Origin of the sequence: Pseudomonas sp. H9 (assembly GCF_004353925.1) — a bacterium.
Classification (GTDB): Bacteria; Pseudomonadota; Gammaproteobacteria; order Pseudomonadales; family Pseudomonadaceae; genus Aquipseudomonas.
Genome location: NZ_SMOK01000015.1, coordinates 1 through 20,405, shown reverse-complemented (window position 1 = coordinate 20,405; position 20,405 = coordinate 1). Strand labels below are relative to the sequence as shown.

Genomic DNA, 20,405 nt, shown 5'->3' with positions numbered 1-20,405 from the left:
AGAGCCATCACGGGATAAGTTTCGCGACTGTATCAGTGCGCATTTGGCGTGAGCGATAGGGGTTTGCCCTAGTCATTTAGGAGTTTTCCTTGTCACGCCTGCAAACTGAATCGTCCAATTGTTCAACTTCTTTAATCTGCCTGGAGCTGTACATGAGCACTGCACGTCCTTCACTGGGGTTCGCCGGAATTGGTTTGATGGGGTTGCCGATGTGTCGGCGCTTGTTGGCGGCGGGGTACCCGTTGACGGTCTGGAATCGTTCGCCTGACAAATGTGCTGTGCTGGTCAGCGCTGGCGCTCGGGTGGTGTCGACCCCGGCAGAGCTGTGCCAGGCGGCTGATGTGGTGCTCCTGTGCCTGGCTGATACCACTGTGGTACGGGAGGTGGTCTTCGGCCCCGAAGGCATTGCCAAAGGCGCCAAAGCCGGGCAGTTACTCGTGGACTTTTCCAGCCTGGAACCGACGGCCACCCGTGAAATGGCAGCCGAGCTGGCGGCGCTCAGTGGCATGAGCTGGCTTGATACACCGGTTTCCGGAGGGACGCCTGGTGCCGAGGCCGGCACGCTGGCAATCATGGTCGGTGGCGATGCGGCAGACCTTGAGCGCGTGCGTCCGGTGCTGTTGACTCTGGGCCAACGGGTCACGCACATGGGGCCGGTGGGGGCAGGGCAGGTGACCAAAGCCTGCAATCAGATGATTGTTGCCTGTAACGCCTTGGTCATCGCCGAAGTGGTAGCACTAGCTGAGCAATCCGGCGTGGATGCCAGCCTGATCGCCGAAGCCCTGGCCGGTGGCTTTGCCGACTCCAAACCGTTGCAGATCCTGGCCCCACAGATGGCGCAGAGTTGCTTCGAGCCGGTCAAATGGCATGTGCGCACGTTGCTTAAAGACTTGGATACCGCGGTGAAGTTCTCGCGCGAGCAAGGCTCGGCGACGCCATTGAGCGGTCTGGCAGCACAGCTGATGCGCCTACATGGTAGTCAGGGCTATTTGCAAAAAGATCCGGCGACATTGATTGAATTGTACCGGCGTAAGGATTGAAGCGAGCGAGCGTTGGCGCGTGGCGTTGGTCAAGTTGATCCAGAATCGAACGCAGTTCACCCAAGGGCACGGGGCGGCTGAGCAGGTAACCCTGAACGAAGTCGCAACCCTGCTGGGCGAGGAATTGGTACTGCTCGACGAACTCCACACCTTCGCTGATCACCTGCAGGTGCAGGGTGTGGGCCATGACGATGATTGCCTGCACGATTTCCATGTCTTGCGGGCAATGCGGTACATCCTGAATGAATGAGCGGTCGATCTTCAAGGTGTCCAGCGGCAGGCGCTTGAGATAGGCCAGTGATGAATAGCCGGTGCCAAAATCATCGATCGACAGCGAAACGCCGAGTGCACGAATGTCTTTGAGCATGGCAATGGTGTTGTGAATATTGCCCATCAGTGCATTTTCGGTAATTTCCAGCTCCAGGTGAGCGGCTGACAGCCCAGCGTGTAGCAGGGCACTTTCAACCTCGTGGGGTAATTCTTCGCGCCCTAAGGTCAAAGCCGAGCAATTGACGGTAACTTTCAGGCCGCTGTAGCCATGACGGTTGAGTTGCGCCAGGTCTTCACAGGCATGGCGCAACACCCACAAGTCGAGGTCGGTGATCAAGCCGTTGGCTTCGGCAATGCCGATGAAGCGGTCCGGGCTGAGTAAGCCATGCTGTGGATGTTGCCAGCGAACCAAGGCTTCAAGCTTGGCCACTTGCCCAGTGTGCAGGTCGAAAATCGGCTGATAGTGAATGCGCAAACCGTGTGCTTCAAACAATGCGGTGCGTAATTCTTCTTCCAGTTGCAGCTCGAGGGTGGCGCGGGTCTTGAGGCTGCTGTTGAAGAAGTTCAGGGCGTTACGGCCGTTGCCCTTGGATTGGTACAGCGCAAGGTCGGCGTTCTTCAACAGTTCTTCAGCGCTGCAGCCGTCGTCAGGGAAAATGCTGATACCAATACTGGTGGTCATGACCATACGCCGTCCGGCCAGGTCGATCGGCTCTTTCATCTTCATCATGATGCGTTGGGCAAGATTGCGGGCTTCTTCGCGGTTGCTCAGGGAAATGAGAATGCAGAATTCATCACCGCCGAAGCGTGCAACCACATCCTGACTACGGGTCGCCGCCTTGATGTAGCCAGCAATAACCTTGAGCAGTTGATCGCCAGCATCGTGGCCGAGGCTGTCGTTGATGCGTTTGAAATGGTCGATGTCGAGGAACATCACCGCCAGCATGCCTTCGTTGGTAGCCTGCTCGATCAGGCGCTCAGCAAAGACCTGGTTGAAGCCGCGACGGTTGATCAGGTTGGTCAGGGCATCGTAATGAGCTGCTTGCTGTAACGACACCCGGGCCTGGTCCAGTTGGCTGAGCAGGACATTGACGCGGCGCAGGTCGTGCTCCTTGCTCTGTAGCTTTTGATCAGACATGGCCGCACTGATACTGCTGGCGCTGATCAATAAGGTGATGAAGGCGATGGTCAGGCTCAGTTGCAAGTTATTGTCAGCGCCTGGCAGCTCCACCGTCGCACCGGTCGGGATGACCAGGGTCATGCCCCACATGCCGGTGAAGTGAGTCGCGAAAATGCCGCCGGCCATCAACAGGCTGGCAGCGTACTTGAGCAACTGATGGAGCGTGCCGCTGCCATAACGGAAGTAGCGGGTCAGCAATACGGCCAGCAGGCTGGTGCCGATGGCGATGGTAATCGAAGCGGCAAACATGTCTGCGCGGTAGAACTGTTCGGCGTTGGAGCGCATGGCGCTCATGCCGATGTAATGCATGGTGGCGATGCCCACGCCGATGCAGAGTGCGCTCTGCATGTAGTGGCGGGCCTGTAGGTCTCGACGGCTGAGAGTATTCATGGCCAACCAGCCGGCCAACAACATCACCACCAAGGAAAGCCCGGTGAGTGAGAAGTCGTATTGCACTTCAATGGGAACTTGAAAGGCCAGCATGCTGATGAAATGCAGAGCCCAGACCCCACCAGCCAGGCAACAGGCACCGAGCAGTCGCCATTGGCGCTGAGCGGCAGGTTGCTCCACATGGCTCAGGCGTTCAGCCATGCTCAGGGTGGCAAAGCTGCCAGCACCGGCAACCAGCAACGCCAGGGCTACCAGGTAAGGGTTGTATTTGCAGTCCAGAATGATCTGTCCGGTTGCCGGAAGATCGGCGAGCATCTGTAGTCCCACCCACTCCATAGCCTGCCTCTTTGTCGAGTTTTCACTCGTCCCCCAAAGACCGTCTGGAGACTGTTGGACAGGAGTATAGAAACAGAGCATTAACCCATCCGGATTAATGGCACTTTGATTGCTACGATTTGGGCATTGGCTTAATAGCGAGGGGTTCTAAAGCATCGCGGGGCAAGCCCGCTCCCACAGATTCAATAGAACCTGTGGGAGCGGGCTTGCCCCGCGATAAGGTCAGTGGCTTCAACCAGCAACCAGTACTCGGATCGCCTCCAGACGCAGTGCGGCTTTTTCCAGCATGGCCAGGCCTTGCTCACGTTGCTTGCGCAACGCCTCGATCTCGCTGTCACGCACGCTTGGGTTGACCGCTTGCAGGGCAGTCAGGCGCGCCAGCTCTTCATCGGTTTCCGCTGCCAGGCGCCGCTGTGCTTCAGCAACACGCTCGGCGTGGCGTGGCATGACCTTGGCCTCACCGCTGTTGATCCGTGGCGTCAGCACATCGCGCTGAGCCTGGATGAACTTGTTGGCACTAGCCTTTGGCACGCTCTCAAGTTGGTCGTTGAGCGTCTCGAAGGACACCCGCGAGGCCAGGTCGTTGCCGTTGCTGTCGAGCAGGCAGCGCAACGCGGCCGGTGGCAGGTAACGACCCAGTTGCAGGGCACGGGGCGCTACCACTTCACTCACATACAACAGTTCGATCAGGACGGTGCCGGGCTTGAGTGCCTTGTTCTTGAGCAGGGCCACTGCGGTGTTGCCCATCGAACCGGACAACACCAGGTCCATGCCACCCTGAACCATCGGGTGCTCCCAGGTGATGAACTGCATGTCTTCACGAGACAGCGCCTGGTTGCGGTCGTAGGTGATGGTGACACCTTCGTCGTCGCCCAGCGGGAAGCTGGCGTCGAGCATTTTTTCGCTCGGCTTGAGGATCAGTGCGTTTTCCGAGTGGTCTTCGCTGTCGATGCCAAACGCATCGAACAGGGTTTCCATGTAAATCGGCAGGGTGAATTGATCGTCTTGCTCAAGGATCGCTTCCACCAACGCTTGACCTTCGCCTGCACCACCGGAGTTCAGCTCCAGCAGGCGGTCGCGGCCGCTGTGCAGTTCGGTTTCAAGGCGCTCACGCTCGGCGCGGGCTTCGTCAACCAGCGCTTGCCACTCATCATCATCACCACTTTCGAGCAACGGCAGCAGGCGCGGGCCGAACTGATGCTGCAAGGCGTTGCCGGTCGGGCAAGTGGCGAGGAAAGCATTCAAGGCCTGGTCATACCACTGGAACAGGCGCTCTTGCGGGCTGTTCTGCAGGTGCGGTACATGCAGTTCGATGGTGTGCTTCTGGCCGATACGGTCCAGGCGCCCGATACGCTGTTCGAGCAGGTCTGGGTGGGATGGCAGGTCGAACAGCACCAGGTGGTGGGCGAACTGGAAGTTGCGTCCTTCACTGCCGATTTCCGAGCAGATCAATACCTGAGCGCCGAATTCTTCGTCGGCAAAATAGGCCGCCGCACGGTCGCGTTCGAGAATGCTCATGCCTTCATGGAACACCGTGGCGGGGATACCGGAGCGCACACGCAGGGCGTCTTCCAGATCCATGGCGGTTTCGGCGTGGGCGCAAATCACTAGCACCTTGACGCGCTTGAGCATCTTCAAGGTATCGATCAGCCAGTCAACCCGTGGATCGAAGCGCCACCAGCGTTCTTCTTCGTCGCTGTCGCTCTGGGACTGGAATGCGACCTCCGGGTACAGCTCGGCATGCTCACCAACCGGCAGCTCCAGATACTGATCAGGGCTTGGTAGTGGGTAAGGGTGCAGGTTGCGCTCAGGGAAGCCCTGAACCGCGGCACGGGTGTTGCGGAACAGCACGCGGCCGGTACCGTGGCGATCGAGCAGTTCACGAATCAGGCGTGCGCTTGCCTGTGTGTCGCCGTCGTTGACCGCGGCCAACAGCGCTTCGCCTTCGGCACCGAGGAAACCTTCGATGGTGGCGTGTGCCTTGGCCGACAGACGGCCTTCGTCCAGCAGTTCCTGCACGGCTTCGGCCACTGGCCGGTAGTGCTCGCTCTCAGTGCGGAAGGCGGCCAGGTCGTGGAAACGGTTCGGGTCCAGCAGGCGCAGACGTGCGAAGTGGCTGTCCTGGCCCAGTTGTTCTGGGGTCGCGGTGAGCAGTAGCACGCCGGGAATGACCTGCGCCAGTTGCTCGACCAGTGCATATTCAGGGCTGGCCTGCTCTTCATGCCAGACCAGGTGATGCGCCTCGTCGACCACCATCAAGTCCCAACCGGCAGCGAACAGTGCGTCTTGGGCTTTTTCGTCTTCGGTCAGCCATTCCAGCGCAACCAGCGCCAGTTGGGCATCTTCGAACGGGTTGCTGGCGTCGCTTTCAATGAAGCGCTCGGCGTCGAACAGGGCCACCTGCAGGTTGAAGCGACGGCGCATTTCTACCAGCCACTGGTGCTGCAGGTTTTCTGGAACCAGGATCAACACACGGCTGGCGCGGCCGGACAGCAACTGGCGGTGAATCACCAGGCCTGCCTCGATGGTCTTGCCCAGGCCGACTTCGTCGGCCAGCAGTACCCGTGGGGCAATACGGTCGGCGACTTCACGGGCGATGTGCAACTGGTGGGCGATCGGCTGGGCGCGCGTGCCGCCCAGGCCCCACAAGGCGGACTGCAGCTGGCGGCTGGTGTGTTCCAGGGTGTTGTAGCGCAGCGAGAACCACGACAGCGGGTCGATCTGCCCGGCGAACAGACGGTCGCTGGCCAGACGGAACTGAATGAAGTTCGACAGCTGGGTTTCCGGCAGGGTGCAGGCTTGGTTCTGCCCGTCGAGGCCGTGATAAACCAGCAGGCCGTCGACATCTTCAACTTCGCGGACGGTCAGTTTCCAGCCTTCGAAATGGGTGATCTGATCGCCCGGCGAGAAGCGCACCCGGGTCAGCGGCGCATTGCGCAGGGAATACTGGCGAGTGTCGCCAGTGGCCGGGTAGAGCACGGTCAATAAGCGGCCGTCCTGTGCCAGAACGGTCCCCAGACCTAGCTCGGCTTCGCTGTCACTGATCCAGCGTTGCCCCGGTTGATACTGCTGCGCCATACTGCCTGACTCCCGCCTTGAAAAGCCGACTATCTTAACGGATAGGACTCTGCAGACCAAAGAGTCTAGCAATTTCAGCGATAAAAGCCGCTGTTGCCAGTGAGGGCCAGAACGTCTATGCGTCTACAGTCGTTGTGTTTATCCCGTTTTCTGCTCCTTGCAAGCGTTTCACTGGTGGCGGCCTGCGACGCTCCCAAATTTGAAGTGCTGGCGCCGCTCCCGGCCGCGCAACTGAGTGCGCTGGGGATCGAATCCCCGGTGCAGGCGGTGCACTTTCATGATCGCGAGGGCGAAGGCCTGTTGATCCTCAGTCGCGGTGACGACCAGGCGCAAGACGAAGAAACCGGTGAAGATCTCGACCAGGTGGTTCTGACGGCCACGCTGTATGGGCGCCCCAAGGAAACCGACACCTTTAAAGTGCGCTGGAAGATCGAAAATGAAACTGATTGCGCCGGGCTGGACCTGGATGTCGGCTTTTACACCGATGTCAGCGGTGCCACTGATCTGAACAACGACGGTGTTGCTGAACTGACCGTGGCCAGCCATGCGTTTTGCGGGGGAGGCATCGACCCACACGACTTGCGTGTCGAACTGCGAGAAGGCGAGCAAAGCTACGCCATCGTCGGCCAGTCGTTGATCACTCCACCGGGTGAAGCTCCCTATGGTGGTGAGCGTGAAGACAGCCCATCGCTGCAGGCGGCCCCGGCAGTGTTGCGCAAGCATCTGGACGAGGTGTGGAACAAGGTGCTCGCCCGGCCCTGGAATGAAATTGCGCCAATGCCGGAAGACAGCGACGAGCCCTGACAGGGCTGGCGCTATACTGGGTCGCAACGAGTGGTGTGAGCACCACTTGATTGCCGATTATTGACTCAAGGCCGTGATCGGCTGGCCGACACAATGGCGACAGGAGACCCCTATGCTGCCGCCCATCATTCCGCTCAGTGCTGCCCCCGTGACATCGCAACTGGACCCGGTCAAGCCGACCCCGGACATCAAACCCGTGGTGCCAGCGCAGCCCACCTCCAGTGAAGGTGCTATTGACCTTAAGCATCGCGACCCGGAACAGTCGGCATTGTTGCTGCGTGAAGAACAACGGCGCCAGCAGGGCAGGGGCCGGTCGGGCAGAGATGAGCCACACTATCAGCCTGTGCCGGGTGACGACGTCAACGCCGACAACACGGTACCGGTCTCACCGTTGATGGATGAAGCGCCGCGCCAGGGCTTGCTGGTAGACATCGAAGTGTGAAGGCAGCCCGCGCACTGGTCAGCAGCGGCAACAGCCTTCATTATTGCCAGATCGCAGCCTGCTTTTTGAGCCAGACCATGAGCCAAGATGACAACTTGATCGACCTCGGCGCCGAGCGCGCCCGGCGCGTCCACGACCTCAATGAAAAACGCCTGAACGAAGTGCGCCAGGCATTTGAACAGGCCATGCCCCTGGGCAAGGTCAAGAAGAAGCCCAAGGGCAAACCCAAGAAGCGTTGAAAACTTGATGCAGGTCAAGCCTGCACCCGCCTCCCGCGCCCGGTTCCGGGCGCTATTGACCTCGGTCAATTTCTTCTCTCAGCCCATTCGATACCTTGAGCCCATCAGACAGGTACAGGCGAATGGAGGCCGACATGTTCTTCGATAATGTGGTAATCGCTGGAGTGATTACGGTCGGCCTGATGTTGCTGTTCTTTGTCGGATTCGGAATTTTCATCTGGAAGGATTCGAACAAGCGCAACCAGCGCTGATCCTTTCAGTACACGAGCACGCAAGGCATTTAGGGCGACTTCGGTCGCCCATTTTTTTTGGGCGATTGTTTTTGGTCACCTCTGCGGTAGGAGCGGGTTTGCCCGGCGATTGCGGTTTGTCAGTTTAATCACATCGCGGGGCAAGCCCGCTCCCACAGTAAGCTCGCTCACAGCGCGCGCTGGACTTTTGATAGTTAGCTAGCTAATAATTCATCTCAAATGATTTAGCTCCATTCTGTCTATCGTTACAACACTGTCAGCCAAGGTTCGACCCGTGCCCATCACTTTGCAGGCCCTGTTGGCGCCGAACAAACTCGCCGTGCAATTTGCCATCAAGACGTTGCTTGGCGGTGGCCTGGCGCTGTGGCTGGCACTGCGTTGGGGCCTTGAACAGCCGGCCTGGGCGTTGATGACCGCCTTTATCGTGGCTCAGCCGCTGTCCGGGATGGTGCTGCAAAAAGGCCTGGCGCGACTGCTCGGCACCCTGGTCGGCACCGTCATGTCCGTTGTGTTCATGGGCCTGTTCGCGCAGACACCCTGGTTGTTTCTGTTGGCCCTGGCGCTATGGCTGGCCTTGTGCACTGCGGGCTCGACCATGCTGCGCAGCGCTTGGGCCTATTCGTTTGTGCTGGCGGGGTACACCGTCGCCATCATTGCCTTGCCCGCAGTCAATCACCCGCTGGCGGTGTTTGACCAGGCGGTGGCGCGTTGTACCGAGATCAGCCTGGGCATTGTCTGTGCCACCCTGACCAGCGCCTTGCTCTGGCCGATGCGCGTCGAACAGCAGTTGAGCGGCCAGGCACGACAGGCCTGGGTCAGTGGTCTGCAGGCAGCCAGTGCCACCCTGACCGGAGAGGCACAGGCGCGCAAAGGGCTGCTGGAGATTCTCGGGCGCATTGTTGCGGTCGACGCACAGCGTGAACATGCCTGGTTCGAAGGGCGTCTTGGCCGGGAACGTGCCGGGGCCATTCGTGGTTTGAGCCAGAAACTGCTGATTCTGCTACGCATTGCCCGTTCGGTGCGACGGCAATGGCAGCAACTGGATGAAACCCAGACGCAGCATTTGCAGCCGTGGCTGGACACCGTGCATGACGCCTTGGCAGCACCCGACCAGTCAGGGCTACAAAACCTGCGTCAACGGCTGTGGGACGCAGCTCATGATGAACGTATCAGCTCGGCTGAGCACTACTGCCTGGCGCGCCTGACCCTGCTGCTGGATAGCGCCATTGCAGCAACTCAAGCACTGCGCGCAGTAGAGGAGGGCAAGGCGCCCGCAGATGTCCCTGAAAGCCTTGCCGTGCATCGCGATTTGCCGCTGGCTCTGCTGTTCGGTTCACGCAGTGCACTGGCGTTTTTGGCGATGGCAAGCTTCTGGCTGGCCACCGCCTGGAATGCAGCACCTGGCGGGCTGGTGCTGACATGTGTGGTCTGTAGCCTGTTCGCCAGCCGTGAGAACGGCGCCCAGATCGGGATGAGTTTTTTGCGCGGGATTCTCCTGGCCATGCCGGTGGCATTTGTGGTCGGGCAGATCCTGCTACCACAATGGAGTGGTTTTCCCATGTTGTGCATGGCGATGGGAGTGCCGTTGTTTTTTGGCGCATTGGGCATGGCCAATCCGCAGATCGGCGCTACGGCGACGTCTTACTGCTTGCACTTCATCGTCTTGGTCGCACCGCTCAATGCCATGAGTTTTGAGGTGGCGGCCTTTCTTAACAGTGCTCAGGCCATGCTGATCGGCGTGGGCGCAGCAGTACTGGCGTTCAAACTACTGGTGCTGCGCAACCCCGCCTGGCACGGTCGGCGCCTGCGCGCCGCGACTCAGAACGACTTGGTACGTTTAACCCGGCGCGAGCTGCGCGGCGCCGATACCTGGTTCGGTGGGCGAATGGCAGACCGCTTGCTGCAACTGGCGCGGCACTATGCAGCATTGACCGAGCAGGAGCGCGAGCGCTGGGATGACGGTGTTCATGGGTTGGATATAGGCGATGAACTATTGCACCTGCGCCACTGCCTGGCGGTAGCACGGGCACCGCTGGACAACGCCGAGCGCGAGTACTTGCGACAGTTGCAAGACGTACTGTCGAGCGGCCCTGCGCCGGGCCGGGAGCAGCGCTTGGATGCGGCCAGTGAGGCATTTATCGACGCCCTGCAGCGCCAGCCACCCAGTGACCCGCTGCGTCTGGCGGTAGGGGCGGTGCTGCAGTTGCAGCGCAGTTGGGGTAAATGGTGCCGTCGACAGGAGGAAATCCATGGGCTTGCGTGAGTGGTCGCTGGGCGGTGTGCTGCTCAGCCCGTTTTTGATCTATGTGGCGCTGGCCTTGGTTCTGACCGCTGTGGTGCGTTTGATGTTGCGTCTGACGCCTGTGGGGCGTTGGATCTGGCATGAGGCGTTGTTCGACTGTGCGTTGTTCATGTGTGTCTTGACCCTGGTAACACTTGGGCTGGGGCCACGGTAAGGAGAGTGTTGATGCGAGCATTACTGCGTATCGCAGTAACCCTGGGCCTGGCGGCAGTGGCGGTATTTGCAGGCTGGAAGCTGTGGCAGTACTACATGCTGACCCCCTGGACCCGCGATGCGAAAATCCGTGCCGATGTGGTGATCATTGCCCCTGATGTATCAGGTTGGGTACGTGAACTGAAGGTGCATGACAACCAGCAGGTCAAGGCGGGCGAGCTGCTCATGTCGATTGATCGCGACCGCTTCGAGGCGGCCTTGGACAAAGCCAATGCCGTGGCCGAAACCCGCCAGCAGCAGTTGCGCCTGCGCGAGCATGAGGCGTCACGGCGCGCTGCGCTTGGTCCGCAGGCGATCAGTGCCGAGCTGCGTGAAAACGCCCAGATCAACGCTGCTGTGGCCCGCGGCGAATTGCATCAGGCCCAGGCCGACGTCAAAGCAGCAGCCATCAACCTGGCACGTAGCCAGGTCAAAGCCCCGCGGGACGGCCATATCACCAATTTGCGCCTGGCCGAGGGCAACTATGTCAATGCCGGGCAGCCGGTCATGGCCTTGATTGATGATTCGACGTTTTATGTTCAAGCCTACTTTGAAGAAACCAAGTTACCTCGCATTCGTGTCGGCGACCCGGTCAGGGTCTGGCTGATGAGTGCTGGTGAACCGATGCAGGGGCATGTTGAGAGCATCAGCCGTGGCATCACAGACCGCAATGCCAACCCGGACAGCCAGTTGCTGGCCGAAGTCGAGCCAACCTTCAACTGGGTACGCCTGGCCCAGCGCATCCCGGTGCGGATCAAACTGGACCAGGTGCCTGACGGCGTAACCCTCAGTGCCGGCATGACCGCCAGTGTGCAGGTACACGAAGGCCAGGCGCAGCGCTGATCAAGGCTGTTGGCGAGTCGCGGCCAGGACGATCTCGCGAATGCACACATGTTGCGGTTGCTGGTAGGCGTAGGCGATGGCGCTGGCCACGTCATTGGCACTGAGTACCTGGCCACCCATCTCAGCTTTCCAGGCCTGGTAGCCGTCTTTGATGCTTTCGTCGGTGGTATGGCTCAGCAGTTCGGTTTCCACTGCGCCGGGAGCGATGGTGACCACCCGCACATTGTGCGCCGCGACTTCTTCGCGCAGGTTTTCGGAAATACCGTGCACCGCGAATTTGGTACCGACGTACGCCACATGGTTGGGGAAGGTCTTGCGCCCGGCCACCGAGCTGACGTTGATGATGGTGCCGTGGCGTCGCTCGATCATGCCGCCGATCAGCGCATGGATACCATTGAGCAGCCCTTTGACGTTGACGTCGAGCATCTGGTCCCACTGGCTTGGGTCCTGTTCGTGCATTTGCCCCAACAGCATGACCCCGGCATTGTTGATCAGCGCGTCAGCCGGGCCAAACTGGGCTTCAGCTTGTTTCACGGCGTTGACGAAACCTTCGCGGTCGCAGACATCCACGGTAAGGCACAGGCAGTTTGGCAGTTTCAGTGCTTGCAGACGCTCCAGGCGCCGGGCCAGCAACAGCAGCGGGTGGCCTGCCTGCGACAACAGACGTGCAGTGGCTTCGCCAATCCCTGAACTGGCACCGGTGATGATGATCAATGGCTTGCTCATGGTAACCTCCGAGACATAATTGATTTGAATGGCTCAAGTGTATTGGCTTGAGCTAACCCTGAAAAACTGCTTGTTTCTCTGGCTGGCATCGGAATTAGCTATGGATATTCGCCATTTGAAGGCGTTTCTTGCGGTGTTCGAAGAGCGCAACATCACCTCGGCCGCCCAGCGGCTTTGTGTGGCACAACCCACCTTGTCTGTGACCATTCGCCAACTTGAAGAAGAGTTGGGCGTGGCCTTGTTCGTGCGTCAGGCCCGAGGCGTTGAAGTCAGTGAGCAGGCCCGCCAGTTGTACCCCCAAGCTCAGCGTATGGTGGCCCAGGCGCAGGCACTGAGCCGCAGCTTTCGCGACACCCAGGCCCGCCAGGCACTGCAATTGGGTATAGAAGCAGATATCGCCGTTGGCCAGGTTGAGGCGTTTGTCCGCTTGGCCACGCATGCCGTCCCCAACCTGCAACTGACCTTGCTCGACGGCTGTATCGGCGATGCACGGCTTGGTGTAGAAGCGCTGTGTTGTGAAGACGAACTGTTCCTGGCGCTGTGGGAGGAGCCATTTGTGTTTGCCATGGCCACGGGCAGCAACCCGGTTAACCAGTGGGTTACCTGCCCGCAGCATGTTTCCCATCAGCGCTTGCTTGGTTTCTACGGCAATGGCGAGCAAGTCGGCCATGCCGGTTCATTGCAACAGGTGGTGCCCATGGTGGCCGCCGGCTTAGGCGCCGCGTTGTTGCCGCAATCGCTGGTCGAGCGTCACCCCGGCCTGCAGTGGCGTCCTTGCCAAGGCTCGGCACTGACGCGCCGGGTAGGCTTGTGCTTTGCCGCTCAGGCGCTGCAACTGCCGGTGCTTGAGCAGCTGTATCAAGCCTTGGGAGGCGTGCAAGTCGACTAGAGAAACATACCGCCTGAGGCTTCCAGGCGCTGACCATTGATCCAGCCACCACCTTCGCCAAGCAACAGGGCAATCGCTGCGCCGATATCGTCCGGCAAGCCGACCCGGCCCAAGGCGGTGTTACTGGCAATAAAGCCGTTGACGTCGGCATTGTCGCGCACCACGCCGCCGCCAAAGTCGGTTTCGATGGCACCCGGCGCAAGGATGTTGACGCGAATGCCGCGAGCGCCCAGTTCTTTGGCCTGGTAGCGGGTCAGCACTTCCATGGCGCCTTTCATTGCTGCATAAGCGGCGTAGCCGGGCAGGGCGAAGCGCGTCAGCCCCGTGGAAATATTGACGATGCTACCGTTATCGGCAATCAGTGGCAGCAAGCGCTGGGTCAGAAAAAACGGGCCTTTGAGCTGAATGTTGCAGAGTTGGTCGAATTGCGCCTCAGTGGTTTCGCTGAACGGCGCATTGATGCCAATGCCGGCATTGTTCACCAGAAAATCCAGCTGTTCGCGGCCAAATACTGACTTGAGGGTGTGTTGCAGCTGGAAGGTGAAATCTTCGAAACCTGCACTGTTGCTGACATCCAGTTGCAGCATGGCGGCACGCACACCCTGTTGCTCCAGGGCCTGGACCAACGCCTGGGCCTCCTGTGCTTTGCTGTGGTAAGTGCCGATGATGTCGATGCCTTGGGCGGCCAGGTGTTGCGCGGTGTTTTTACCCAGGCCGCGGCTGGCGCCAGTGATCAATGCGATTTTCCGGTTCATGCGCTGTACCTCTGAAGGCAGGGAAGTCGAGGAAAGTCTATTGGTCGGTTTGCTGCTGATAAATCCAAGAAATTCGGAAATACTGATCGGTACTTGCGAACAATCAGGCCTCTCCTCATGAACAAGCTGGAGTTACTGCGGACCTTTGTCCGGGTCAGCGAATTGTCGAGTTTCACCCTGGCCGGCGAGCAATTGGGGTTACCACGATCAACAGTGTCGGAACAGATCCGGGCTCTGGAAGAACTGCTCGGAACCCGTTTGCTCAACCGCACCACGCGGCGGGTTCAAGCCACGCAAGATGGTTTGCAACTGTACGAGCGTAGCAAAGAGCTGTTGGCGCGCATGGATGAAATCGAAGGCCTGTTCCACAGTGATAAGGCGGCGCTGACCGGCCGTTTGCGGGTTGATCTGCCAACCTTGATGGCACGGCGGATCATCCTGCCCAACCTGCCGTCGTTCGTTGATTGCCATCCGGGCGTCGAGCTGGAGATCAGTTGCACAGATCGTCAGGTCGACCTGTTGCGAGAGGGCTTTGACTGCGTGTTGCGCATTGGCACCTTGAGTGACCTTGACCTGATCGCCCGCCCACTGGGGCAGTTGGTGCAAATCAATTGCGCCAGCCCTGAATATCTACAGCGCTTTGGCGCGCCCCAGAGCCTGGCGGACTTGCATCATCACCGACTGATTCACTATGTGAAGAACCTGGGCAGCCGAAGCCCGGGGTTCGAATACCTGCAATCCGGCACTTTGCAGGTTCAGCCTATGGCTGGCGCCATTACGGTCAACAGTACCGAAGCCTATGAAAGTGCCTGCCTTGCCGGCCTGGGGCTGATTCAAGCGCCTGCGGCCGGCCTGGAAAACTACCTGCAGCGCGGCGAGTTGGTGCCGTTGCTACCGGATTTCGTCCCGCCACCGATGCCTGTGTCGTTGCTGTATGCCAGACAGCAGCACCTGCCACCGCGCTTGCGTGCATTCATGGATTGGCTGGCAGCGTTGCTTGAGCCTCGCCTCGATCCAGTGGCATATGGAAACTGAACAACGTCCCGGCCTCTTGGCTGGAGATCACCTCCAGCCGCCCACCGTGCGCCAGGGCGATCTGGTTGGCGATATACAAGCCCAGGCCCAGCCCGGGCTGGACTGTATCGTTTGGTGGATGGGAGAAGGGTTGGAACAATTGAGCCAGTACTGGTGAGGGTATCGGCTCGCCAAAGTTGTGAACCCCAAGCACGAAAGCCTGGTCACGAATCTGGGCACTGACTTTCACGGGTTGGTCCTGAGCACCATGGGTGAGCGCATTGGCAATCAGGTTGGACAGTAACTGGGTAACCCGCTCGCGATCGCAATTGACCCCCCTCAAATCGCCGATGTTCAGGTCGATCTGCCGTTGGGGGTGAATACGCTGCAGTTCTGAAGCAACATGCCGGATGGCATCGCTCAGGTCCGGGCAGGGCTGGATGTTGACAGTTATGCCATTGCCCAGGCGTCCGCGGGCAAAGTCGAGGATATCGCGCACCAATTGTGTGGCGCGCCGGCCACAGGTAAGGATGTGCATGGCGATGGTGCGGCTTTTTTCTTCCTGCAGGCGTTGGGTCAGCAGCTCAGCCCCGGCGGTGATCGCAAACAGCGGGTTACGAAGGTCATGGCCCAATACGGCAATGAACTGTTCGCGTAGCTCAGCCATGGCGCGCTCTTTATACAACGCCGCTTCGGTTTCCTGAGCGCTTTCCTCGCTCTCGATCTGGATCGCGAGCAAGCGTGCGAACGACTCCATCATCGGTTGAATGGCGCTGCCTTTGAGGGCGGCGGGTAACGGGTCGAAGGCACAGATGGTGCCGAAGAAACTACCGTCGGAACGAAATACCGGCACCGAGATGAAACTCTCGAATTTGTACAGGCGGGGGGTGTGATGGTTGGCGTACAGCAAGTCGTCGCTGGCTTTATCGATCACGATGGTCTGGTGGCTACCGCGGATCTCATGGCACAGGGTGGTTTTCAGGTCTAGTTCTTCACCTGCCTTCAAACCGAACCCAAGCTGGTCGAGTACTGCACACGCCGTCCAGCTATCGTCGGTGACCCGAGCCACAGCGGCAAAGCGCAGGCCGGTGGATTCGCAAATCACCTGCAAGATCGCCGGTACTACGTTGATCCGGGCAATCGTGGCTATATCAGAGGAAATTGCGTTGCTCATGAAGCATCCACAGTAACGGCCGAAGTGAACAGCAAGTGTGGCTTAAGTCTAGCGAGCAGGTTTGAATCGGGTGAAAAATCCGTAACGGCTGGTCAGTATTTTCCATTAACCTTGGGGCCAGAGCCGCTCCGTCAGAGAACGGCCAGCATTGCCCAGCGTGCCAATCCCTTTCCCCTGCACCTTTTATATATAGGTGCTTCAGTGAGGTTTGACATGCATATCACATCACAGGATATCTGTGCCGCCGCCGACCAGCTCAAAGGTTTTGTCGGATTTCATCGCAAGCTTGGCAAGCATATCGTGCGCTTTAGCGAAGACTCCTTCGGCATGGACGTCGCCGATGACAGCATTACCCCCAGCAGCGAATTTGTCTGGAAGGAAGGCGAAGGCGAGGTCATGACCTTGAGTCGGGCACTGCTCGAAATTCTTTTGGCGCAAAATGTCGATGAGCGGCTCAATGTCAGTGAGCCCTTGCGGGTTTACCTGCGCCGCCGCGACTTACCAGAGATCGCCGCGCAACGGCGATTGCGCGCGTAAGGGCGGGGCCAGCGGGCGCGGTCTCAGTCGGGATAGGCCAGGTTCAGCGTGCTGAGCTCTGATTGAGCGAAGTTGACCTGGTTGCGCCCGCTTTTCTTGGCCGTATACAAGGCCCGATCGGCTTCATTGAGCCAGGCTTCGGCGTCGCCCAAGCCCTCGCGGCAACGGGCCAGGCCAATGCTCAAGCTGATTCGCAGTTCTGGAAGCTGTGGGTTGCGATAGCTGCCGACCCGCTCGCGTAACCGCTCCATGGCCGCCTTGGCCTTTTCCAGGCTGGTATTGGGCAGAATCAGACAGAACTCGTCACCGCCATAGCGGCCAGCCAGATCGTCTTCCCGCAGGCTACGCTTGAGTTCGCTGCTGAGCTGGCTGAGCACGCAGTCACCTACGACATGGCCGTAAGTGTCGTTAATGCTTTTGAAGTGATCAATGTCGATGATTGCGATGACCGCCTCACAGTGTTGCTGCTGGCAGATCTGGAACTTGAGCTGCAGCATGTCCTTCCACGAGCCGTGGTTAAGCAGGCCGGTAAGGCTGTCGGTACGACTCAGGGCGCTGAGGCGGCGTTTATGTTCAGCGAGCTTCATCGCCAGCGTGTAGCACACCCAGCCAACGGCCATCGGATACAGCGTGAGCATCGGAAGGCAGGCATACACTTGCAGGGGTGTTGCCTGCAGTTGCAGGTGAGCGCCAAACAGGGCCATCGATAACCCCGCACCCAAGCCTTGAGCCAATAGACCCTTGAAAAAAAGACGCTGGCCGCCGGCAGCGAAGTTGTTCATCGCCATCATTGCCAGAATGGTCACGCTGGGCAGCGGGTTGAACTGCAGGGCAGCCGTCCAGAACCCGCCCATCAATGAGTCGAGCAGCAAGTTACGGTATTCGGCGTTGTACGGGACGCTGGCACATCGAGCCAGTTGAAACGCCAGGTGTGGCCAGATCAAGCCGTTGAACAGCAGTAGCCCCCATACCCACTCAGGCATCGCCAGGGTCGAAATACCGGCCATGACACTGAGCATGCCGATACCCAGGCCAATAATCCGCGGCGGGTATATTCTCCTGACAAATGAAAGTCCCTTGCCGCTTCTATTATCCATCATGGTTGCTGGCCTACTCCGGGGCGCCGTTTATCGCATAAAACGTGTGAACATTGTTGGACAATCGCAGGCCATTGAAAAATGGCCTTACAAGCCATTTCACGGTTGATGCAGCCACGCTGGGGTAACATGAAACTCGCCCTTATCCTTGGAGTGCTTCTAATGATGGCCCCCTTGATGCCCAAGGCCGGTGATCCGGCGCCGTTTCAGGACGGGCGATATCACAACCAACGCCAGTTGCCGCAAGACAGCGTGTTCAAAAAACTGCGCATCGGCTTCAAGTTCCTGTTCATGGGCAAGCCACCCGGAACCCGACCCGACGTAGAAATTGCCGTTCAATCCTTGAGCCGCCAGCAACTGCTCGATGCGCCAGATCGCAGCCTATGGCGTCTGGGGCACTCCACCGTATTGCTGAAGCTGCATGAGCGCTTCTTTATTACCGACCCGGTGTTTGCTGAGCGCGCCTCGCCTGTGCAATGGGCAGGGCCGCAGCGCTTTCATCAGCCACCGCTGAAGCTGGATGACTTGCCGCCACTGACCGCAGTCATTCTTTCCCACGACCACTATGACCACCTTGATGAACAGGCGATACGGCAGTTGGCCGATCAGGCGGAGTACTTTCTTGCGCCGAAGGGAGTAGGGGACCTGTTGATTGAGTGGGGAGTGGAGGAGGCCAAGGTGAGGCAGTTGGATTGGTGGCAGCAGACCGAAGTGGCCGGCATACGATTCATCGCCACCCCGGCACAGCATTTTTCCGGACGAGGCCTGTTCGACAGCAACAGCACGTTGTGGGCGTCCTGGGTAATCCTGGATGAGAACCTGCGTGTGTTCTTCAGTGGCGACACGGGCTATTTCGACGGCTTCAAGCAGATTGGTGAACAGTACGGCCCGTTCGATGTAACCCTGATTGAAACCGGCGCCTACAACCTCGAATGGCCCAATGTGCACATGCAGCCTGAGCAAAGCCTGCAGGCACATCTGGATTTGCGCGGGCGCTGGCTGCTGCCCGTGCATAACGGTACGTTCGATCTTTCTGTGCACACTTGGTACGAACCGTTCGATCGTATTCTGGCCTTGGCCAATGCCGCCCAAGTGCCCCTCAGTACACCGCAGATGGGCGAGCGGGTCAGCCTGGATCAGCCGCACAGCGGCCCGGCCTGGTGGTTGCCCAAGCCGCTGCGTAACCCGCAAGAGGGCAGCGACCGGGCAATGGCGATGAGACAGTGGTAAGCACTACGGGCTAGGCTTTGAACTATCGCGCGCTGTCTTGGTGCCCCGCGCAGGTCGCTGAGGCGCGGGTTTGCCACTATCGCTGCGTACCTGGGCATGGCTGATGAGAGCAAAGATAAAGCTACCGCCGATAATGTTGCCCACTAGCGTAGGGGCGGCGAAGTCGCGCCAGAATACCGGCCAACCGATCTCGCCGGCCCACACCAGATAAGAGACTTCCACCGAGCCGACGACGATGTGGGTGAAGTCCCCCAGCGCCATTAAGTAGGTGATCATCAGGATGATCCAGATCTTGGCGTGCTCCATGGACGGGATCATCCACACCATGGTGGCAATCATCCAGCCAGAGATAATGCCTTTGGCGAACATCTGACTCAGGTCGTTCTCCAACACCTTGCGGCCAATATCGAGGAAGGCTTCATCGGCCTTGGTATCGAAAATCGGCAGGTTCAACATGACGTAGGACACCAGCACGGTGCCTGCGAGATTGCCGAGCAGTACAACCGACCACAACCGCAGCAAGCGGCCGAAGTTGCTCAATGTTGGTGTGGTCATCACTGGCAACACGGCGGTGAGGGTGTTTTCGGTGAACAGTTGCTGGCGCGCCAGAATTACCGCCAGAAACCCTGCGGAGTAGCCAAGGCTGGCAACCACCTGGCTGCTGTCACTTTCTGGCAGCCGTGCGTAGAACAAACCCATGGCCATCATTGATAGTCCCATACTCAGCCCGGCAGCCAATGCCGACCACCACAGGGCAGCGATGGTGCGCTCCAGTTCCTGATCACCCTGGAAGCGAATGATCTCGTGCAGCACTGCTGCGCGTGGCGGTTGGTTCTGACTGACTTCCTGCTCTTCATCCGCCGACAGGCCTGGAGTTTTGCTGCTTTCTGTTTTGCTCATGGCAGTGAGCTCGTGTGGGAGGCATTTACAGATTAGCCGCAAGTTTCAAGCCGCAAGCTGCAAGGAGGTGTACGCCCGCTTTTACTTGCAGCTTGAAGCTTGCTGCTTATAGCCAAAACGCCCCCGCCGAAACAAAATTGAAATAAGTGCTTGACGCCCCCTCAGATCTCTCTATAATTCGCCCCACTTCCGGCGCAGTCGGAACGGAAAACTCCTTGAGATTCAACGAGTTAGATGTTCCAGGTAGTACCGGAAGGGCTTCGATCGAAAGATCGGCAGCGGTGAAAAAGGTGGTTGACAGCGAATTGAAACGCTGTAGAATTCGCCTCCCGCTGACGAGAGATTGCAGCGAGTTAAGCGGTTGAAGTTGAAAGAGAAATTCTGAAAAACTTCAAAATAAACGCTTGACACACTCTGAGGAAAGCGTAGAATGCGCGCCTCGGTTGAAGCGAAAGGCTTCAGCCAAACGCTCTTTAACAATCGAATCAAGCAATTCGTGTGGGTGCTTGTGACTCAGGCTGATAGTCAAAAAGATTATCAGCATCACAAGTGACTACACGGAAATCGAAAGATTTCAAATTTAGTCATTTGAGATTGCTGAGCCAAGTTTAGGGTTTTCTCAAAACCCAAGCAGTATTGAACTGAAGAGTTTGATCATGGCTCAGATTGAACGCTGGCGGCAGGCCTAACACATGCAAGTCGAGCGGATGAGAAGA

The 20,405-nt window shown here is 58.8% G+C and carries 18 protein-coding genes, 1 rRNA gene and 1 pseudogene; 13 read left to right on the top strand and 7 right to left on the bottom strand.

Going from position 1 to position 20,405, the window contains the following annotated elements:
* Positions 1–152: 152 nt before the first annotated feature.
* Complete coding sequence (locus E1573_RS13230; RefSeq protein ID WP_133214331.1) at positions 153–1,040, top strand: NAD(P)-dependent oxidoreductase; 888 nt, start codon at positions 153–155, stop codon at positions 1,038–1,040.
* On the opposite strand, the pseudogene E1573_RS13225 reads toward E1573_RS13230, so the two are convergent.
* Positions 961–3,216: pseudogene (locus E1573_RS13225) on the bottom strand (putative bifunctional diguanylate cyclase/phosphodiesterase); the annotation flags it as partial. The gene E1573_RS13230 and the pseudogene E1573_RS13225 sit on opposite strands and share 80 nt — an antisense overlap.
* Positions 3,217–3,447: 231 nt before the next feature.
* Complete coding sequence (rapA, locus tag E1573_RS13220) at positions 3,448–6,294, bottom strand: RNA polymerase-associated protein RapA (protein WP_133214329.1); 2,847 nt, start codon at positions 6,292–6,294, stop codon at positions 3,448–3,450.
* Between the two features lie 117 nt (positions 6,295–6,411).
* On the opposite strand from rapA, the gene E1573_RS13215 reads away from it, so the two are divergent.
* The 7 genes from E1573_RS13215 to E1573_RS13195 all read left to right on the top strand — a co-directional run bounded on the left by E1573_RS13215 (position 6,412) and on the right by E1573_RS13195 (position 11,367).
* Positions 6,412–7,098, top strand: coding sequence for a M949_RS01915 family surface polysaccharide biosynthesis protein (locus tag E1573_RS13215; RefSeq protein ID WP_133214327.1), 687 nt, complete (start codon positions 6,412–6,414; stop codon positions 7,096–7,098).
* 112 nt (positions 7,099–7,210) lie between these two features.
* A complete protein-coding gene (locus E1573_RS13210) occupies positions 7,211–7,540 on the top strand; it encodes an aspartate-semialdehyde dehydrogenase (protein ID WP_133214325.1) in 330 nt (109 codons plus the stop codon).
* A 77-nt stretch (positions 7,541–7,617) separates the two neighbouring features.
* Complete coding sequence (locus E1573_RS26725; protein WP_165957326.1) at positions 7,618–7,779, top strand: hypothetical protein; 162 nt, start codon at positions 7,618–7,620, stop codon at positions 7,777–7,779.
* A 134-nt stretch (positions 7,780–7,913) separates the two neighbouring features.
* Positions 7,914–8,030, top strand: a complete 117-nt coding sequence (gene ccoM / locus E1573_RS27120) for a cytochrome c oxidase subunit CcoM (protein ID WP_305955358.1) — start codon at positions 7,914–7,916, stop codon at positions 8,028–8,030.
* Between the two features lie 274 nt (positions 8,031–8,304).
* The gene (locus E1573_RS13205) at positions 8,305–10,293 is read left to right on the top strand and encodes an FUSC family protein (RefSeq protein ID WP_133214323.1); all 1,989 of its coding nucleotides are present in this window, start codon (positions 8,305–8,307) and stop codon (positions 10,291–10,293) included.
* Positions 10,280–10,486 (top strand): DUF1656 domain-containing protein, encoded by a 207-nt coding sequence (locus E1573_RS13200; RefSeq protein WP_133214321.1) that lies wholly within the window; start codon positions 10,280–10,282, stop codon positions 10,484–10,486. The genes E1573_RS13205 and E1573_RS13200 overlap by 14 nt, the downstream gene beginning before the upstream one ends.
* A gap of 11 nt (positions 10,487–10,497) precedes the next feature.
* The gene (locus tag E1573_RS13195; protein ID WP_133214319.1) at positions 10,498–11,367 is read left to right on the top strand and encodes an HlyD family secretion protein; all 870 of its coding nucleotides are present in this window, start codon (positions 10,498–10,500) and stop codon (positions 11,365–11,367) included.
* Here E1573_RS13195 and E1573_RS13190 read toward each other — a convergent pair whose 3' ends face one another.
* Positions 11,368–12,093 carry an SDR family oxidoreductase gene (locus E1573_RS13190; RefSeq protein ID WP_133214317.1) on the bottom strand — a complete coding sequence of 242 codons (726 nt, stop codon included), beginning with the start codon at positions 12,091–12,093 and terminating at the stop codon, positions 11,368–11,370.
* 100 nt (positions 12,094–12,193) lie between these two features.
* Between E1573_RS13190 and E1573_RS13185 the strand changes: the two genes are divergently transcribed.
* A complete protein-coding gene (locus tag E1573_RS13185; RefSeq protein ID WP_133214315.1) occupies positions 12,194–12,982 on the top strand; it encodes a LysR family transcriptional regulator in 789 nt (262 codons plus the stop codon).
* Here the strand turns inward: E1573_RS13185 and E1573_RS13180 are convergent.
* Positions 12,979–13,737: an SDR family NAD(P)-dependent oxidoreductase gene (locus E1573_RS13180; RefSeq protein WP_133214313.1), complete on the bottom strand. Its 759-nt coding sequence runs from the start codon at positions 13,735–13,737 to the stop codon at positions 12,979–12,981. The genes E1573_RS13185 and E1573_RS13180 overlap by 4 nt on opposite strands.
* A 117-nt stretch (positions 13,738–13,854) precedes the next feature.
* Between E1573_RS13180 and E1573_RS13175 the strand changes: the two genes are divergently transcribed.
* Positions 13,855–14,772, top strand: coding sequence for a LysR family transcriptional regulator (locus E1573_RS13175; protein WP_133214311.1), 918 nt, complete (start codon positions 13,855–13,857; stop codon positions 14,770–14,772).
* On the opposite strand, the gene E1573_RS13170 is transcribed toward E1573_RS13175, so the two are convergent.
* Complete coding sequence (locus E1573_RS13170) at positions 14,711–15,925, bottom strand: HAMP domain-containing sensor histidine kinase (protein ID WP_133214309.1); 1,215 nt, start codon at positions 15,923–15,925, stop codon at positions 14,711–14,713. The genes E1573_RS13175 and E1573_RS13170 overlap by 62 nt on opposite strands.
* A gap of 213 nt (positions 15,926–16,138) precedes the next feature.
* Between E1573_RS13170 and E1573_RS13165 the strand changes: the two genes are divergently transcribed.
* A complete protein-coding gene (locus E1573_RS13165) occupies positions 16,139–16,462 on the top strand; it encodes a DUF2025 family protein (protein WP_133214307.1) in 324 nt (107 codons plus the stop codon).
* A 23-nt stretch (positions 16,463–16,485) separates the two neighbouring features.
* Here the strand turns inward: E1573_RS13165 and E1573_RS13160 are convergent, their stop codons facing one another.
* Positions 16,486–17,562, bottom strand: a complete 1,077-nt coding sequence (locus E1573_RS13160; RefSeq protein WP_133214305.1) for a diguanylate cyclase — start codon at positions 17,560–17,562, stop codon at positions 16,486–16,488.
* 126 nt (positions 17,563–17,688) lie between these two features.
* On the opposite strand from E1573_RS13160, the gene E1573_RS13155 reads away from it, so the two are divergent.
* Complete coding sequence (locus tag E1573_RS13155; RefSeq protein WP_133214303.1) at positions 17,689–18,789, top strand: MBL fold metallo-hydrolase; 1,101 nt, start codon at positions 17,689–17,691, stop codon at positions 18,787–18,789.
* Between the two features lie 3 nt (positions 18,790–18,792).
* On the opposite strand, the gene E1573_RS13150 is transcribed toward E1573_RS13155, so the two are convergent.
* Positions 18,793–19,689: a formate/nitrite transporter family protein gene (locus E1573_RS13150; RefSeq protein ID WP_133214301.1), complete on the bottom strand. Its 897-nt coding sequence runs from the start codon at positions 19,687–19,689 to the stop codon at positions 18,793–18,795.
* Positions 19,690–20,327: 638 nt separating this feature from the next.
* Here E1573_RS13150 and E1573_RS13140 point away from each other — a divergent pair.
* A 16S ribosomal RNA gene (locus E1573_RS13140) occupies positions 20,328–20,405 on the top strand; the annotation flags it as partial.

What these genes read in the sequence shown, in the direction of transcription:
- E1573_RS13230 (WP_133214331.1), top strand. Translation starts at nt 153, where the DNA reads ATGAGCACTGCACGTCCTTCACTGGGGTTCGCCGGAATTGGTTTGATG.
- rapA (WP_133214329.1), bottom strand. Translation starts at nt 6,294, where the DNA reads ATGGCGCAGCAGTATCAACCGGGGCAACGCTGGATCAGTGACAGCGAA.
- E1573_RS13215 (WP_133214327.1), top strand. Translation starts at nt 6,412, where the DNA reads ATGCGTCTACAGTCGTTGTGTTTATCCCGTTTTCTGCTCCTTGCAAGC.
- E1573_RS13210 (WP_133214325.1), top strand. Translation starts at nt 7,211, where the DNA reads ATGCTGCCGCCCATCATTCCGCTCAGTGCTGCCCCCGTGACATCGCAA.
- E1573_RS26725 (WP_165957326.1), top strand. Translation starts at nt 7,618, where the DNA reads ATGAGCCAAGATGACAACTTGATCGACCTCGGCGCCGAGCGCGCCCGG.
- ccoM (WP_305955358.1), top strand. Translation starts at nt 7,914, where the DNA reads ATGTTCTTCGATAATGTGGTAATCGCTGGAGTGATTACGGTCGGCCTG.
- E1573_RS13200 (WP_133214321.1), top strand. Translation starts at nt 10,280, where the DNA reads ATGGGCTTGCGTGAGTGGTCGCTGGGCGGTGTGCTGCTCAGCCCGTTT.
- E1573_RS13195 (WP_133214319.1), top strand. Translation starts at nt 10,498, where the DNA reads ATGCGAGCATTACTGCGTATCGCAGTAACCCTGGGCCTGGCGGCAGTG.
- E1573_RS13190 (WP_133214317.1), bottom strand. Translation starts at nt 12,093, where the DNA reads ATGAGCAAGCCATTGATCATCATCACCGGTGCCAGTTCAGGGATTGGC.
- E1573_RS13185 (WP_133214315.1), top strand. Translation starts at nt 12,194, where the DNA reads ATGGATATTCGCCATTTGAAGGCGTTTCTTGCGGTGTTCGAAGAGCGC.
- E1573_RS13180 (WP_133214313.1), bottom strand. Translation starts at nt 13,737, where the DNA reads ATGAACCGGAAAATCGCATTGATCACTGGCGCCAGCCGCGGCCTGGGT.
- E1573_RS13175 (WP_133214311.1), top strand. Translation starts at nt 13,855, where the DNA reads ATGAACAAGCTGGAGTTACTGCGGACCTTTGTCCGGGTCAGCGAATTG.
- E1573_RS13170 (WP_133214309.1), bottom strand. Translation starts at nt 15,925, where the DNA reads ATGAGCAACGCAATTTCCTCTGATATAGCCACGATTGCCCGGATCAAC.
- E1573_RS13165 (WP_133214307.1), top strand. Translation starts at nt 16,139, where the DNA reads ATGCATATCACATCACAGGATATCTGTGCCGCCGCCGACCAGCTCAAA.
- E1573_RS13160 (WP_133214305.1), bottom strand. Translation starts at nt 17,562, where the DNA reads ATGATGGATAATAGAAGCGGCAAGGGACTTTCATTTGTCAGGAGAATA.
- E1573_RS13155 (WP_133214303.1), top strand. Translation starts at nt 17,689, where the DNA reads ATGAAACTCGCCCTTATCCTTGGAGTGCTTCTAATGATGGCCCCCTTG.
- E1573_RS13150 (WP_133214301.1), bottom strand. Translation starts at nt 19,689, where the DNA reads ATGAGCAAAACAGAAAGCAGCAAAACTCCAGGCCTGTCGGCGGATGAA.